The 13,407-nt window shown below is 52.2% G+C and carries 14 protein-coding genes; 10 read left to right on the top strand and 4 right to left on the bottom strand.

Annotated elements, in window-relative coordinates; all coding sequences use genetic code 11:
* The 6 genes from ABDW36_RS10955 to mnhG are packed head-to-tail and all read left to right on the top strand — an operon-like array spanning position 1 to position 3,421.
* A complete protein-coding gene (locus tag ABDW36_RS10955; RefSeq protein ID WP_343701938.1) occupies positions 1-414 on the top strand; it encodes a Na+/H+ antiporter subunit B in 414 nt (137 codons plus the stop codon).
* 2 nt (positions 415-416) lie between these two features.
* The gene (locus ABDW36_RS10950; RefSeq protein WP_119079032.1) at positions 417-770 is read left to right on the top strand and encodes a Na+/H+ antiporter subunit C; all 354 of its coding nucleotides are present in this window, start codon (positions 417-419) and stop codon (positions 768-770) included.
* The gene (locus tag ABDW36_RS10945) at positions 767-2,290 is read left to right on the top strand and encodes a proton-conducting transporter membrane subunit (protein WP_343701937.1); all 1,524 of its coding nucleotides are present in this window, start codon (positions 767-769) and stop codon (positions 2,288-2,290) included. Before ABDW36_RS10950 ends, ABDW36_RS10945 begins: the two co-directional genes overlap by 4 nt.
* An 11-nt stretch (positions 2,291-2,301) precedes the next feature.
* Positions 2,302-2,778 carry a Na+/H+ antiporter subunit E gene (locus tag ABDW36_RS10940; RefSeq protein WP_343701936.1) on the top strand — a complete coding sequence of 159 codons (477 nt, stop codon included), beginning with the start codon at positions 2,302-2,304 and terminating at the stop codon, positions 2,776-2,778.
* Positions 2,775-3,047 carry a cation:proton antiporter gene (locus tag ABDW36_RS10935; protein ID WP_343701935.1) on the top strand — a complete coding sequence of 91 codons (273 nt, stop codon included), beginning with the start codon at positions 2,775-2,777 and terminating at the stop codon, positions 3,045-3,047. The genes ABDW36_RS10940 and ABDW36_RS10935 overlap by 4 nt, the downstream gene beginning before the upstream one ends.
* Positions 3,044-3,421 (top strand): monovalent cation/H(+) antiporter subunit G, encoded by a 378-nt coding sequence (gene mnhG / locus ABDW36_RS10930; RefSeq protein ID WP_343701934.1) that lies wholly within the window; start codon positions 3,044-3,046, stop codon positions 3,419-3,421. Before ABDW36_RS10935 ends, mnhG begins: the two co-directional genes overlap by 4 nt.
* 57 nt (positions 3,422-3,478) lie before the next feature.
* Here mnhG and ABDW36_RS10925 read toward each other — a convergent pair whose 3' ends face one another.
* The gene (locus ABDW36_RS10925) at positions 3,479-4,738 is read right to left on the bottom strand and encodes a hypothetical protein (RefSeq protein ID WP_343701933.1); all 1,260 of its coding nucleotides are present in this window, start codon (positions 4,736-4,738) and stop codon (positions 3,479-3,481) included.
* A gap of 171 nt (positions 4,739-4,909) precedes the next feature.
* On the opposite strand from ABDW36_RS10925, the gene ABDW36_RS10920 reads away from it, so the two are divergent.
* The 3 genes from ABDW36_RS10920 to ABDW36_RS10910 all read left to right on the top strand — a co-directional run bounded on the left by ABDW36_RS10920 (position 4,910) and on the right by ABDW36_RS10910 (position 7,482).
* The gene (locus ABDW36_RS10920; RefSeq protein ID WP_343701932.1) at positions 4,910-5,647 is read left to right on the top strand and encodes a glycosyltransferase family 2 protein; all 738 of its coding nucleotides are present in this window, start codon (positions 4,910-4,912) and stop codon (positions 5,645-5,647) included.
* 2 nt (positions 5,648-5,649) lie between these two features.
* On the top strand, positions 5,650-6,441 hold the full coding sequence (locus ABDW36_RS10915) for a class I SAM-dependent methyltransferase (protein WP_343701931.1): 792 nt from the start codon (positions 5,650-5,652) through the stop codon (positions 6,439-6,441).
* Between the two features lie 87 nt (positions 6,442-6,528).
* Positions 6,529-7,482, top strand: coding sequence for a LysR substrate-binding domain-containing protein (locus tag ABDW36_RS10910; RefSeq protein WP_343701930.1), 954 nt, complete (start codon positions 6,529-6,531; stop codon positions 7,480-7,482).
* A 61-nt stretch (positions 7,483-7,543) separates the two neighbouring features.
* Here the strand turns inward: ABDW36_RS10910 and ABDW36_RS10905 are convergent, their stop codons facing one another.
* Positions 7,544-9,667: a carboxy terminal-processing peptidase gene (locus ABDW36_RS10905; RefSeq protein ID WP_343701929.1), complete on the bottom strand. Its 2,124-nt coding sequence runs from the start codon at positions 9,665-9,667 to the stop codon at positions 7,544-7,546.
* 255 nt (positions 9,668-9,922) lie between these two features.
* Positions 9,923-11,110 carry a PQQ-dependent sugar dehydrogenase gene (locus ABDW36_RS10900; protein WP_343701928.1) on the bottom strand — a complete coding sequence of 396 codons (1,188 nt, stop codon included), beginning with the start codon at positions 11,108-11,110 and terminating at the stop codon, positions 9,923-9,925.
* A gap of 87 nt (positions 11,111-11,197) precedes the next feature.
* Between ABDW36_RS10900 and ABDW36_RS10895 the strand changes: the two genes are divergently transcribed.
* Positions 11,198-12,454 (top strand): MFS transporter, encoded by a 1,257-nt coding sequence (locus ABDW36_RS10895; protein ID WP_343701927.1) that lies wholly within the window; start codon positions 11,198-11,200, stop codon positions 12,452-12,454.
* 324 nt (positions 12,455-12,778) lie between these two features.
* Here the strand turns inward: ABDW36_RS10895 and ABDW36_RS10890 are convergent, their stop codons facing one another.
* Entirely contained in the window at positions 12,779-13,273 is a 495-nt protein-coding gene (locus ABDW36_RS10890; RefSeq protein ID WP_343701926.1) for a YkgJ family cysteine cluster protein, read from the bottom strand.
* Positions 13,274-13,407: the final 134 nt, after the last annotated feature.

Here is a 13,407-nt window from a genome sequence, read left to right as displayed (position 1 = left end):
ATGAAAAGTGTTATCCTGAGAACGGCATCCAATTACCTGCTGCCGTTGCTGTTATTATTTTCCGTTTTCATCCTGCTGCGGGGGCACTATAACCCCGGCGGAGGGTTTGTAGGGGGACTGATTGCCTCTATTGCCTTTGTGCTGCATGCGTTTGCCAACCGGCTGGAAAATACCCGCAAGCTGCTGCGTTACCCGCCCGGCGCGCTTATTCCGGTGGGCCTGGCCGTTTCCCTGCTCAGCGGGCTGGCGCCGGTATTTGCCGGCCTCCCGTTCATGACGGCCCTGTGGTTTTCAGCTCCCATGCCCATTATTGGCCTGGTAGGCACGCCGCTGTTCTTTGACATAGGGGTGTACCTGGTAGTGATCGGCATTACGCTCACCATCCTGTTCAACATTTCCGAAAACATTTTATAAGTATGGAGCTATTACTAATTATACTCATAGGCATCCTGTACGCCACCGGCATTTACATGATGCTGCGCCGCAGTATGGTGAAGTTGCTGATAGGGCTTATTCTGCTGGGCAACGGCGCCAACATGCTCATCTTCCTGCTGGGCGGCATCACCAAAGGCAAACCGCCCATCATCGGCGAAGGCGAGAAAATACTCAGCGGTTTGTACGCAGACCCTATACCACAGTCTCTGATACTGACGGCCATTGTGATCAGCTTCGGCCTACAGTCTTTTGCCATTGTGCTGTTGAAAAGAGTATACGTGCTGATACAAACGGATGACCTGAATGATCTTAATACACCCGATACCGACATATGACAGATAACTACATCATTTTACCGATCATTGCCCACCTGGCCATTGCCGTGCTGCTGATATTTTTCTGGAGAAAGGTGCAGATACAGCGGTATATCAGCGTATTGGGAAGTTTGCTGGTGCTGGGCCTCAGCATCGGGCTGTTCATCAAAACATGGCATGCCGGCTACCTCACCATGCAGGCGGGCAACTGGCAGGCGCCCTTCGGCATCACCTTCGTATCTGACGTGTTCAGCAGCACCATGGTATTGCTGGCCGGCATTGCGGGGCTGGCCGTATGTATCTTCTCTACCGTTGGCATCAGCCGCCACCGCATACAGTACGGTTATTTTCCCATCTTCCATTTTCTGCTGCTGGGTCTCAACGGCGCTTTCCTGACGGGAGATATTTTCAACCTCTATGTATGGTTCGAGGTGATCATCATTTCCTCCTTTGTGCTGATGACGCTGGGTGGTAAAAAACCGCAGATAGAAGGGGGTATCAAATACGTAACCCTCAACCTGCTGGCCTCGGTGATGTTCCTCACCGCCGTGGCCATCCTGTACGGGCTTACAGGCAGCCTCAACATGGCAGACCTTTCCCTGAAAATGGCGGAGATCGATAACCGCGGCCTGGTAAATGTAACCGGCCTGCTGTTCTTCCTGGGCTTCGGCATCAAGTCTGCCGTGTTCCCGCTTTATTTCTGGCTGCCCTCCTCCTACCATACGCCGCCATCGGCCATAGCCGCCATATTCGGCGGCCTGCTCACCAAAGTAGGCGTGTATGCCTTGCTGCGGGTGTTCACCCTCATTTTTATACCGGATGAATTTACCAGCACCGTATTGATGGCGGTGGCCACGCTCACCCTGCTCACCGGCGCTTTCGGGGCGGTCATCAAACGCAACATGCGCATGATGTTCTCTTACCTGATAGTTTGCCACATCGGCTACCTCATAGGCGGGCTGGGCATGTACACGCCGCTGGCGCTGGCCGGGGTGATATTTTACCTGATACACGACATCATCGTGAAAACAAACCTCTTCCTGGTGAGTGGCATCATTTATAAAATACGCGGCACCATGAATATGGACAAGCTGGGCGGCCTGTATGCAGACTACCCGAAACTGTCTTTTCTGATGGCCATTGTGTTCTTTTCACTGGTGGGCATTCCGCCCCTGTCAGGCTTCTGGCCCAAAATATATCTCTTCCGGGAAGGCCTGGCCACGCCGCATGCCTGGTACCTGGTGGTAGCCATGATCATTGCCAGCTTTGTAACGCTGTACGTGATCGCCAAAATGTGGGCAGACGTGTTCTGGAAAGACAAGCCGGCGGAAGAGGCCAATGTGGAAGATGATTTTGCGCCCATGAAGCGTTACCACCGTGCCTTGCTGGTGGTACCCGTGATCATGCTGGCCATTATTTCCCTCTACGTCGGTTTCTGTGCGGAACATATAGCCACCCTGTCTCAAAGAATTGCGGCAGACCTGAAAGACACGGCCCCCTACATCAAAGCAGTGCTGGGCCGCGAAATTGTTAAACCGTAATAGCGAAGATCATGATCAAACAACTATTACTGAACATCATGCTCACCTTCATCTGGGTGATGCTTACCGGGGAGCTGGTATTCCTCAACTTTGTGTTCGGCTTCCTGCTCAGTTACATGACACTGTGGCTGGTAACGGCAGACAATGAGCAGAAACGTTACTTCAGCCGGGTACCGGCCGTGATCAGCTTCGTTTTCTTTTTCTTTTACGAAATGCTGCGCGCCAACTTCCAGGTAGCGTACGATGTGATCACCCCGAAGTTCTTCATGAAGCCGGGCATTGTGCAATACCCGATGGACGCGAAGACAGACCTGGAGATCACCTTTCTCACCAACCTGATCTCCCTTACGCCCGGTACCCTGATACTGGACGTGAGCGACGATAAAAAAGTAGTGTACATCCACGTGATGTACCTCACGGATAAAGACGCCTTTATCAAGCAGATCAAGGGCGGATTGGAAAAACGTTTGCTAGATATTTTACGATGAGCCTGAACAACTACCTGTTTTACGTGATTTTGCCCATGCTGTGCCTGGCCGTTGTACTGGTGGCCTACCGTTTCTTCAAGGGCCCCAGTATTGTAGACCGGGTGATAGCGCTAGACCTGCTGATCACCATCGGCATCGGCATCATCACCATATACAGCATTATGACCAAACAGTCCACCTTCCTGGACGATGCCATGATATTGGCGCTGATAGCCTTTTTGGGCACAGTGGCCTTTTCTTATTACCTGGAAAAAAAAGAAGAAAAATGAGCGATATACTGATCATGATACTCAGCACGCTGGGCTGCATTACGGTACTGATTGCGGCCGTTGGCATTGTGCGCATGCCTGACTTTTACCTGCGCCTCTCCGTCACCATCAAGGCCGCCACCCTGGGCATAGGACTGCTGCTGGCCGCCGCGGCGGTATTCTTTGCAGATATTTCCATCAGCACCAAAGTGCTGGCCATCATCTTCTTCCTGTTCCTCACGGCGCCGGTGGCAGGGCACATGATCGGCAGGGCGTCTTACTTTACCGGCACTAAATTATGGAAAGGCTCTGTGCTGGACGAGCTGAAGGGGCAGTATAACAAGGAAACCCACAGCCTGGGCAGTGAAGATCAGAAGGAAGAGGAAGGGGCATAAAAACGAAAAACGGGCTACGGTCTCCCGTAACCCGTCATTTCCAGTTTATTTAACGGATCAAAATATCCTGTACCGGTATTTCACTTTTTCTACGTTCATGGTCAGCTCCCGCATGTTGATGGAAGCCTGTATCTCTTTTACGGCCTCATCTTTCAGCTGGCGGAACTCCGCCTGTTTGGCCTCTACGATGCCTTTTTCAGCCAGGGCATTATCCTGTGCCAGCCGCAGGGAGTGGTTCACCTTGGTGTAGTAGGAATCCAGCAGGCTGAAGTACTCATTATACAGGTTCTCGAAACGTTTGGTTTGAAGAATGAGGTCTTCCAGCTGGTTGTTGGCCTCTTTCAGGTTCGGGTTTTCCCTCAGCAGCTTTTCGTAGTCTATCTTTTTGCCGACGGTGTACTTCTCCTCCATCTTATTGAAAAAGTCTATCACCTTTTCTTTCCTGAAGTCAAAAAAGTATTCGTTCAGCGATTCTGCAATGGTTTTATTGCCCCGCGCGGGCAGCGGCATTTTCAGCACATTGGCGGTAAAGGCCAGGTGATCGTACATATTGTCCTGCAGCAGGGAAAGCTGGTCTTTATTAAAGTTCAGCCCGAACTCGAACTTCTGGTTGGCATCGTTCAGGGCGGTGTAATAGATCACATATTTGTTCAGCTCTTTCTCAAACTCCTGCAGCAGCTTGTGGTTAATGGCCTTGTTGCTCTGGCTTACGCTGTGCAGGAAGTTCATCACAGAGCTGGCAATGGCCAGGGGCGGCGTGAGAGAGGTAAAGCTTTTGAAAATAGGGCTGTTGATGATGGACTTGGTAGATTCCACCAGCTTGGTATTCCTTTCGTTTTTGTCTGATTTGCCTTTGAGGATGATCTTTTCTACCAGCTCCACCACCCTGTCACTCAGCGAGAAACCCAGTTCCTTGCTTTCCGGGTTGTTGAGCGAGGTGATGAACACGTCCAGGTTACTGGTGGTGGTCCTTGATTTAAGGTCAATGATCTTTTTGTTCAGCAGATAGTAGGTTTCTGATGCGTAGATCAGGTTGTTCTTAATAAGATCGTACTTAGCGCTATTGTCCAGGTCCCGGCCGCGGGAAAGCTCTTCAATGTTCTTTGCGTTCTGCCGGTCACTGTCTGCCACCTTCTGCAGTTCGTCCATGATCTTCTTGATGGTGGTGTCTGCCGTACGCACCTGCCCGGGCTTCATATCCTGCTGAGGCTGAGGCTGCGGCTGAGGCGGCTTGGTCTCTGGGTCCTGCGCATAGGCAGTCAACGTCACAATACCTGTCATCCACAATGGCATCATCCATCTGATTAGCTTGAGCATGCTTGAATGTCCTTTTTTTTATGTTAAGAAAACCTTAAGAAAATATAATGCCAAAAATTTCCCAAGGAACAAAGATAATGATTAATTCTACTGCATAATCATAAGAATTGTAAAAGGGTACTCACGCATTATACTTTTTTATACCTTTGCACCCTAAATTGCCCTTCTTTCATGCTGAATAACAAAAAGGTAGTGGTGGTGCTGCCTGCCTACAACGCTGCTTTAACACTGGAAAAGACCTTCCTTGAAATACCGATGGACGTGGTGGATGAAGTGGTGCTGGTAGACGACGCCAGCAAGGATGACACCATTGGCGTGGCCAGGAAGCTTGGCATTCAGCACATTATACGGCACGATGCCAACAAGGGTTACGGCGGCAACCAGAAATCCTGCTACAACAAGGCGCTGGAGCTGGGGGCAGACATTGTGATAATGGTACACCCGGATTACCAATATACCCCCAAGCTGATCGTGGCCATGAGCAGCATCATTGCCAACGAAGTGTACCCGGCCGTTTTCGGTTCCCGCATCCTGGGCAAAGGCGCGCTGAAGGGCGGCATGCCTTTATATAAATATATTTTCAACCGTTTTCTGACCCTCACCCAGAATATTCTCATAGGCCAGAAACTGAGCGAATACCATACGGGTTACCGGGCATTTTCGGCGGAGGTGCTGCGGAACATCAATTTCATGGCTAATAGCGACGATTTTATTTTCGATAATGAAATGGTTTCGCAGGTATTCATGAAAGGTTTTGAAATTGCGGAAGTGACCTGCCCCACCAAGTATTTTGAAGAAGCCTCCAGCATCAACTTCAAACGGAGCAGCATATACGGGCTGGGCGTACTGCGCGTGTCTGTACAGCACCGGCTGCATAAATGGGGATTGATCAAGGCAAAAATCTATTAACAGTGAGTTTACGGCACCAGGCGGCATTGGCAAAAAAATACATCCGGTATTATTTCAAAGCGGGCAACCGGCACGATGTGCATTCTCCCTTTGTATATACCCTGCTGGAAGAGGTGCTGAACAACCGCGGCCACCAGCCTGCCTATGAGGCCTTAGAGGCCCTCCGTACCCGACTGCTGGCCAGTACAGACGTCATTGAGGTAACAGACCTGGGCGCCGGCTCTCTCATGGGCGCCACCAATACCCGCAAGATACGTGACATTGTGCGCCATGCCGCCAAACCGGCCAAATTCGGGCAGCTCTTTTACCGCCTGGTCAAGCACCTGAACGCGGCCACCGTGCTGGAACTGGGCACCTCCATGGGCCTTTCTACCGCCTATATGGCCACGGCAGGCGCTACGGTACACACCATTGAAGGCTGCCCCAATATTGCCGCACGGGCCAAAGCCAATTTTGACAGCCTGGGGCTGCAAAACATACATCAGTACATCGGTAATTTTGATACGGAGTTAACGAAAGTGCTGGCGGCCATCCCTTCCCCGGATATTGTATATATTGACGGCAACCACCGGGAAGGGCCCACTGTTCAGTATTTCCTGGATTGCCTGCCAGCAATGAAACCCTCCTCCGTGCTGATCTTTGATGACATTCACTGGACGGAAGGCATGGAGAACGCCTGGGCCGCTATCCAGGCGCACCCGGCGGTTACCCTTACCATAGACCTCTTTTTTATAGGCCTGGTGTTCATCAGCCCTGATTTCAAGGTAAAGCAGCACTTCACCCTGAAGTTCTGACACCCGGAAGGGCATCTGCTCCCGTTTAACGTTTATTCCCCCCTTTTACCCTAATTTCGTACTTCCTTTAATTCGTAATCCGGAATAATGACCACCGTACAACTCGAATACGTAGTGGCGGTAGACACCTACCGCAGCTTCGTTACCGCCGCAGATAAATGTTTCGTAACACAGCCCACGCTGAGCATGCAGATCCAGAAGCTGGAAGACGAGCTGGGCGTAAAGATATTTGACCGCAGCAAACTGCCCGTAGTGCCTACTGAAATTGGCGTTGCCGTAATTGCCCAGGCGCGCATCATCCTGAAAGAGAACGCGCGCATCAGGGAGATCATTGCAGACCAGAAGAAGGAGATACAGGGCACCCTTAAAGTGGGCATAATACCCACGCTGGCGCCCTACCTGCTGCCCCGCGTGCTCACGGCCTTCATGAAAAAATACCCCAAGGTGAAGCTGGAAGTATGGGAATACTCCACAGAGCAGATCATCCAGCTGCTGCGGCAGGAGCAGCTGGATTGCGGGCTGCTGGCCACTCCGCTGCATAACCCCCACCTGGAGGAACACCCACTCTTTTATGAGACCTTCGTGATCTTTGCGGCCAAAAGCCATAAACTGGCAGACAAAAAAGTGATCTTGCCGGAAGACCTTGACAGCAAAGATATCTGGCTGCTGAACGAAGGGCATTGCATGCGCAACCAGGTGCTCAACATCTGCCAGGACAAATTCGGCCTTGGCGGCGAGTTCAAGAACCTGGAATACAACACCGGCAGCGTGGAAACGCTTAAACGCATGGTGGAGCTGAATGAGGGCTACACCATTTTGCCGGAGCTTTCCCTGCAAGACCTTTCCGCCAAACAGATGAACATGGTGCGTTTCTTCAAAACGCCTGAGCCCGTGCGGGAAATCAGCCTGGTTACACACCGCCATTTTATCAAACAGGGCGTGATTGAGGCGTTCAAGAAAGAAATACTGGCCAGCGTACCGGAAAAAATGAAAGCGAAGAAAACCAGGAAGGTGGTAGATATTCTGCTGGAAAAGAAATAAAAGGAACAGGGGAAACATAACCGTTTCCCCTGTTCCTTTTTTATAATGAGTGATCAGTTGATCAGCGCGGTTCTTTAGGCCTGTTAGCTTCGGTATAATTATTCTTCAGCTTCGGGAAAGACTGCATAATCAAATCATTCATCACGTTCACCGCTTCACTCAGGTAGGCGTCTTTCACACGGGCCTTGAGCCAGTCTTTATTACGCGCCAGCTTCACTGTATCTCCCGCCATTTTGGACAGGTCTACCTTCAGGCTGGCAATGTTGATGTCTTTTACTTTTTCATTCACCGCATCGTACCGTTTGAGGGCGGCGGCGTTCTTCTTCTGGTCTGCCTTGTAAGACGCCAGGTCAAGCGGGTAATTCTTCTGCTCGTCCAGCTTTTTGAGGGTAGCTATGTTTTCGTTGATGATCTTGAACGCTTCGTTGTTAGCCACGCGGGCTGCGCTTTTCTGTTTGAGAGAAGCCACGTCTACCGGGTCTGCCCAGGGCGTGAAGTCCGCTTTCGGGATCACGTCCCATTTGAGGGCGTCTTTGTCTTTCTTCTCCCCTACTTCGTAATACGGAGAAGGCAGCACTACGTCAGATTCTACGCCTTTCAGCTGCGTGGAGCCGCCGCTGGCGCGGTAGAACTTCTGCACGGTGAGCTTGATGGCGCCCAGGCTGCCGCCCAGGTCTCCCCGTACAAAATTGTCCAGGTCAAGCAGGCGTTGTACGGTACCTTTCCCGAAAGTGGAGGGGCTGCCTATTATTACCGCACGCTTGTAATCCTGCATGGCGGCGGCCATAATTTCAGAAGCGGAGGCGCTGAACTCGTTCACCATAATGGCCAGCGGCCCATCGTACTGCACCGCTTTGTCCCGGTCTTTCTGCTGCTGGGTTTCTCCCCCGCGGGAGCGTACCTGCACCATGGTGCCTTCGGGCACAAACAGCCCGGCCATCTTGATCACGTCAGGCAGTGAGCCGCCGCCGTTGAAGCGGAGGTCAAGAATAATGCCTTCCACTTTTTCCGCTTTCAGTTTCTTTATTTCTTCCGCCACGTCGTCATAAGAGAACGCGCCCTGGCGGTCATTGAAGTCTGCATAGAACTCAGGCAGGTAAATGTAGCCGATGCGGTGCTCTCCGCTGATAATGGCAGATTTGGCAAAGGTATCGTCCAGCTTGATCTCGTCACGGATGAGGGATACCGTTTTAGTGGTGCCGTCTACGCTTTTCACGGTCAGGCTCACCGGCGTGCCTTTCTGGCCGCGGATGAGGGTTACGGCTTCATCTACCGCGTAGCCGCCAATGTCTGTGGTGTCTACTTTAAGGATCACGTCGTCTGCTTTCAGCTTGCCGTTTTTCCAGCTGGGGCTGCCGGTTACGATGCTGACGATCTTGATACGCCCTTCATCTTCCCGCAATTGCGCCCCGATGCCGTAGAAGCGCCCGCTCATCTGCTCCTGGAAAGAGCGTTTTTCGATGGGGGGCATATAGTCCGTATGGGGGTCCATTGTGGTGGTGATGGCATTCACGTACATGGAAAAACGGTCATCGTCTTTCATGCGCGTTTTCAGGCGGTCAAAATACTTGTCGTAGATCTTTTTCACTTTCTGGCGGGCTTCCGCTTCCAGCACGGCGTCTGTTTTGCCGTTCTTCTCCTTGTCACGCTGCTCTATCAGCTCCGCGTACTTTTCCAGGGTGCGGAACTTGAGAGACTTGCGCCAGGCTTCCGTACGGCCAGCGTTATCAACCGGCCAGTCCATAGACTCCGGATCGATCACCACTGTTTCCTTCTGGTTGAAATCAAACGGCTTTTGCAGGATGACCGGGTAAATAGCGGCCACTTCCACCACCCGCTTGCGGATCAGTTCATTGGTTTTATTGAACAGGTCAAGCGGGGCGCCGTTCAGTTCATCATCTACGTGCGTTTCATACGCCCGCAGGGCCTCAATATCGCTTTTCAGGAAAAATTTCTTCTCACCGTCAAGGTTTTTCAGGTATTTGGCAAATACTTCTTTGGAGAATTTGTCATCTATCGGCTTTGGCTGGTAGTGCCCTTCTTTCAGGATCTGCCCTACCAGGGTGATAATGGCCTCATATCTGCCGGGGGGGTCTTCTTTACCGCCTATTTTTGCAAATGCAAATATACCGGCAGAAATGCTGATCAGCATTACCGGTATTATCACTTTCAGTTTCATCCGCATAACAATCAATTACGAATTACCAAATGCGCCACCTTCATGAGCTCTTCATTGTTGAAATTCATCCAGCGCGCTAACAAGTACGAACTGCGGATCTCAGGCCGCGCATCCGTTTCTCAAATATAAGCCTATTCAGGCAGAGCTACTAAGGCCCAACGGGCGTTTTAACAAAATATTACTGGCAAATACCGTGCTGCAAATATACAACTACCGTTAGCCCTGCACATTCACCATTCGTCACCGGATTTCCCCTTTTTTTTATTTCACCAGCTTGTACACCAGCCCTTTCACAGCGCCACCGCCCTGGGGAATGGTCACCAGCATGTAAATTTCGCCCGCTTCATCCTGCCCCCAGCTCAACAACTGTACGTTGCCCTGGGGTTTGTTTTCGAAAGCAAGGTCGTTCCGCTGCCATTTACCGCCTTTTTGCTGCAGCGTCCACGTTTTGCCGTTATAATCCCCGAACACGTACTGGCCCTGCAGGCCGGGAATGGCTTTTCCCCTGTATACGTAACCACCGGTAATGCTGATGCCGTCATCATGGTCATACTCATGAATGGGCGCTATCAGCTTGCTTTTGTCTGCGCCGGAAGGCACGTTGAACTCATGGTAGCCTTCCATGATGCGCCAGCCGTAGTTGCCGCCTTTGGTGATGATGTCTACCTCCTCATACTTGTTCTGCCCAACATCACCGGCAAACAGCTTGCGGGTGCCTTTGTCAAAGGAGATGCGCCAGGGGTTGCGCAGCCCGTAGGCCCATATTTCACCGCGGGCGCCGGCCGTATTCACAAAGGGGTTGTCTTTCGGGATGCGGTAGGGGCTCGCGTTCACGTCTATACGTAAAATTTTGCCCAGCAGGGTGCCAAGGTCCTGGCCGTTACCGGTGGCGCCGTGCTTGTCTCCCCCGCCGCCGCCGTCTCCGGAGGCAATGTAGAGGTAGCCGTCAGGCCCGAAAACAATGTCTCCCCCATTGTGGTTAGACTCCGGCTGGTCAAACTGCAGCAGCACTTTTTGCGAGCTGAGCGCCGCCTGGTTGTCAGACGCCTTGTTCACCCTGAACTCCGCCAGTACGCTCTTGTGGTTGAGGCCTTTTGCGGGTTTGGGCACCGGGGCGCTGTAATACAGGTAGAACTTGCCATTGGTTTTGAACTGCGGGTGAAAGGCCATGCCCAGCAGGCCGCGTTCATCATACGCGGGGTTTACTTTCACCATTTCGCTGCTTACGTCAATAAACGGCTCCGGCAGCAGTTTCCCGTTCTGCACCACCCATACCCTTCCTTCTTTCTGAACAATGAACTGACGGTTGGAACCGTCTCCCGGTACGGCCATGCATACGGGTGACTGCACCTGGTCAGTGACCAGCTGCAGCTTTACTTTCGGGGCCTGCGCCGTGCTTCCGCTGTATGCGAACAGGGAGCCGGCCAATGCAAGATAAACTAGCTTCATACGTGTGTTGGAATTTTAAAGGCTTAAAAATAATGATCTGGGCAATACAATATATTTTATTTTTGACCTGCATAAAAAACTACCAGATTGGAAGAAACTGTTTTACCCGCCAATGATCCATATGCATCACTCCGGTACAGAGAGTTCAAGTATTTCCTGGTAATACGCTTTGCCCTCATCTTTGCATTGGCCATGCAATTCTCCATAGTGGAATGGAAGGTGTACATGTTGACCAAAAACCCGCTGAACCTGGGCCTGATAGGCCTGGCGGAATTTGTGCCCGCTATTGGCCTGGCGCTGTTTGCCGGCAATATTGTGGATAAAAAGGAAAAGAGGGGCATGGTGATGAAATGCATTGCCGGTTACATATTCACCGGAACGGGGCTGTTTCTCCTCACCTGGGACGCGCTGATGGCCCATGTTCCCAAAACCGGCGTACTGCTGATGATCTACCTGCTGGTGTTCTGCGGCGGTATTATCCGCGCGTTCACCAGTCCGTCCAACTTCTCCCTGCTGGGGCTGCTGGTACCCCGGCGGCTATACGCCAACGCCACTACCTGGAGCACTTCCGCCTGGCAAATTGGCGCCATTGCCGGCCCTGCGCTGGGCGGGCTGTCTATGCACTGGCTGGGCGTACACTGGTCTATGCTGCTGGTATTGTTCTTTGTGCTGGTAGCCCTGTTCTGCATTCTGCAGATAGCGCCCAAACCCGTTCACTACAAGGAAATAGGCGAAACCGTGCGGCAACGGCTGCTGAAAGGCTTGCAGTTTGTATGGAACACCAAGGTGCTGCTCAACGCCATGGCGCTGGATATGTTTGCCGTGCTGTTCGGCGGCTCCGTGGCCATGATGACCATTTATGCCAATGACATCCTGCACGTGGGCCCCGTGGGTTTTGGCATGATGCGCGCCGCGCCCGCCGTGGGCTCTTTCATCACCCTCTTCCTGCTGGCATACCGGCCCATTGTGACCAAACCCGGCATAAAGCTGCTGGCGGCCGTTTTCAGTTTCGGGCTGTGCATCATCATTTTCGGCATTTCCAAAAACTTCGTGCTTTCGCTGGCCGCCCTGTTCTTCAGCGGTATTTTTGACGGCGTGAGCGTTATTATCCGCCAAACCATCCTGCAGCTGAAAACCCCGGACGACATGCGCGGGCGTGTATCTTCCGTCAGCTCCATATTTGTGGGTTCCTCCAACGAGCTGGGCTCTTTTGAAAGCGGGGTGGCGGCCAAGATCATGGGGCCGGTGGCCTCCGTGGTGTTCGGCGGCTGTATGACGCTTGGGGTGGTGATCACCACTTACATTATTTCCCCGGCTATGCGGAAACTGGAGCTGAAGGCGTGATGGCTGCCCGGTTACTCCATGGTTACTCCGTAGTTACTTCGTGGTTACTCCCACCTTACTCCGTAGTAACCCCCACCATACTCCCAGTATACTCCCAGGATAGTGCATAGGGAGTGCGTGTTTTAGGCATAAACACAAAAAAGGGAAACAATCAACCAGCACATTATCAATCAATTACGCCCGTTTTTTCGCAAAATGACCCTTATTTTGACGCACTCCGGTACCGAAAACAGGACTGACAGCGGCCGATTCCCGCAACTGCAGCGGATTTCCGCCGTCCGGCAGGTGGTACCGGGCACCGGCAAACAGGGATATTCAGCAGGCTTACCCCCCGATAACCGTCTTTAACCGCTCCAGCACATAATAAACAGCCGGGCAAATAGTGGCGTTCAGCAGGGTGGTATTGGGCCGTTTGAAGAACTCGCCGCTGTCTGTATAGGGGTAGTTGCGGCAGTCTCCCGGCCGCACCTCATAAATGCTGCAATAGTTGTCCGCCCCGAGGAAGGGGCATGGGCTGCGTTTCACTACATAGTCGCCATCTTCATCCAGCCGCAGGTACGTATCAATAAAAACGGACTCCCGCAGGCCCAGGAAGCGGGATACCTTTTTGATATCGGGGGTTTTGAAACGCGGGCTGATGGTTTTGCAACAACCGGCGCACTGCAGGCAGTCTATTTTCGAAAAGGCCTCCTCATGCAGCTCCGGCAGGTGGCGCTCCGCCCCTTTCCCTTTCTTGGTCTGCATTTTCTGCAGGAACTGCTTGTTTGATTTCTGTTGCTCCCTGGCCTTTTTCTCCCAGTCGGAGAGTAAGTCTGACATGCGGCGGTAAATTTGTGCAAAAGTAGTGGAAAGATGGCGGCGGACAAAGGGCCGGCCTGCATTACCCACGAGGGCCTTGACAAAAACAGCCGGCCACAAGCATGATGGTGCCATGACAAAACAATGGCCCGAAA

Origin of the sequence: Chitinophaga sp. (assembly GCF_039596455.1) — a bacterium.
GTDB lineage: Bacteria > Bacteroidota > Bacteroidia > Chitinophagales > Chitinophagaceae > Chitinophaga.
This window is presented reverse-complemented; position numbering and strand designations above follow the sequence as displayed.